Below are 1,547 nucleotides of genomic sequence, written 5' to 3'. Positions count from 1 at the left end.
TTAATTATTTTAAAAAAACTTATCATAAAATAATTAAGTTTAATGTTTTACTTTTGGCTTTGGTTTCGCTAACTCTTTTGTTAGGCGGATTTCATAGTTTTAATCTTTTTTTAGAAAAAGATAATTTTGTTAAATTCAGATGGTATTATTTTTTTTCTTTTTCGAAACAGTGTCTCTTTTTAATCTTAATTACTGTTTTTTTAATGATTTTTCAAAAAAATAAACGTATTACTGATATTTTTGCTTTATGTTCTTTGGTGAGCGTTATTATTAACACTATCTTTTTGCGTTCTTTTATTAGGGATTGGAATATTTACCCTTCTTCAGGTGTACCATTTTTTAATTTAATTATTTATTTTTTAGAATATATCATTATTCCTATTTGTTTTGTTATTTTTTATTTTATTAACGGTTCTTTTAAAGTTGATTACAGTATGTTAGGTTTAACGTTAATTCATCCTTTACTTTATTTCATTGATAGTTATTTAGTTAATTTATTGATGAATTGGCCTGAAGAAAAAATTTTCAGTACTCGTTTTTTTGCTAAACAATTGATTAATTATGATAACCAAAAACATCTCTTTATTTCTTATTGCAAAATTTTTCTCGCTTTTTTCTTTTTAACTACCGGGATTATCTTTTTACAAAAAAAGAAAAAATTTCTTTGGTGGAAAAGTGTATTTTTCTTCTCCCTTTTATTTTTTGTTTCTTTTATATCCCTTCAATCCAAAGAATGGTTGCACGCTAAAGAAGTGGTTTTACACCCTACCACCATGGGAGCTGGTATTTTCCCTGAAGCGCAAGAAATGTCTGAATATTTTCAAACAGTTTCAGATTTAACCCCGGAAGAACTCAAAAAAAATAATAATAAAATTTTAGAATTAGGTTCCGGTTGTGGTAATGTTACTCAATATTTAATAGAAAAATTTGGGGCAGAAAATATAATAGCTGTGGAATTAGATGACTTTTTATGTAAAGAATTAAAAACTCGTTTTCCTGATTTGAAAGTTATTCAAGGCAATGCCGCTCATTTCGAAACTTTACTCAAAAAAGAAAAAATAACGCATCAACAAATTAAAGGAATTGTTTCCACTTTACCGGTCGGTATTTTCAATCCTCAAGATTTTCAAAGTTTAAAAACCAGTATTGAAAAAATAGTGGTCCAAAATAATATTAAATATATGAATTATCGTTTTAAAATGTTTGAAACTGAAACTAGAGAAATGCCAGAACTGAAAAAAAGTCATAATTTCATGTTTATTTCGGAAATGGTAATGCCTTTAAGTGTTTATACTTACGTTAAAAAATAAAATTTAATTTTATATCAATGCAACGTATTTTTTACTTCAAAGAACCTTTTTAAGGTTCTTTTTTTATCATTTATGAGGATATATGCAATAAATAAAAAGATATTTTAAGAAAATAATTCTCTTTATATCAGTAAATTTATGGTTTTTTTTCTAAAAAAAAGAGTTTCACTTTTTTTTAAAAAAATATTTATTTTTTACATTAAAAATAATTAATGATTCTATATTAGTGTAAAATAT

Annotated in this window: 1 protein-coding gene; it reads left to right on the top strand. The window is 24.4% G+C overall.

Features of this window, described 5'->3' with window-relative positions; genetic code table 11:
- Positions 1 to 1,310, top strand: a 1,310-nt coding sequence (locus RI76_RS02655; RefSeq protein ID WP_017192612.1) for an rRNA adenine N-6-methyltransferase family protein, incomplete at its 5' end; no start/stop codon positions are given.
- Between the last annotated feature and the right edge of the window lie 237 nt (positions 1,311 to 1,547).

Source organism: Milkweed yellows phytoplasma str. MW1 (assembly GCF_000309485.1).
In the GTDB taxonomy this organism is placed as follows: Bacteria; Bacillota_I; Bacilli_A; order Acholeplasmatales; family Acholeplasmataceae; genus Phytoplasma.
This window is presented reverse-complemented; position numbering and strand designations above follow the sequence as displayed.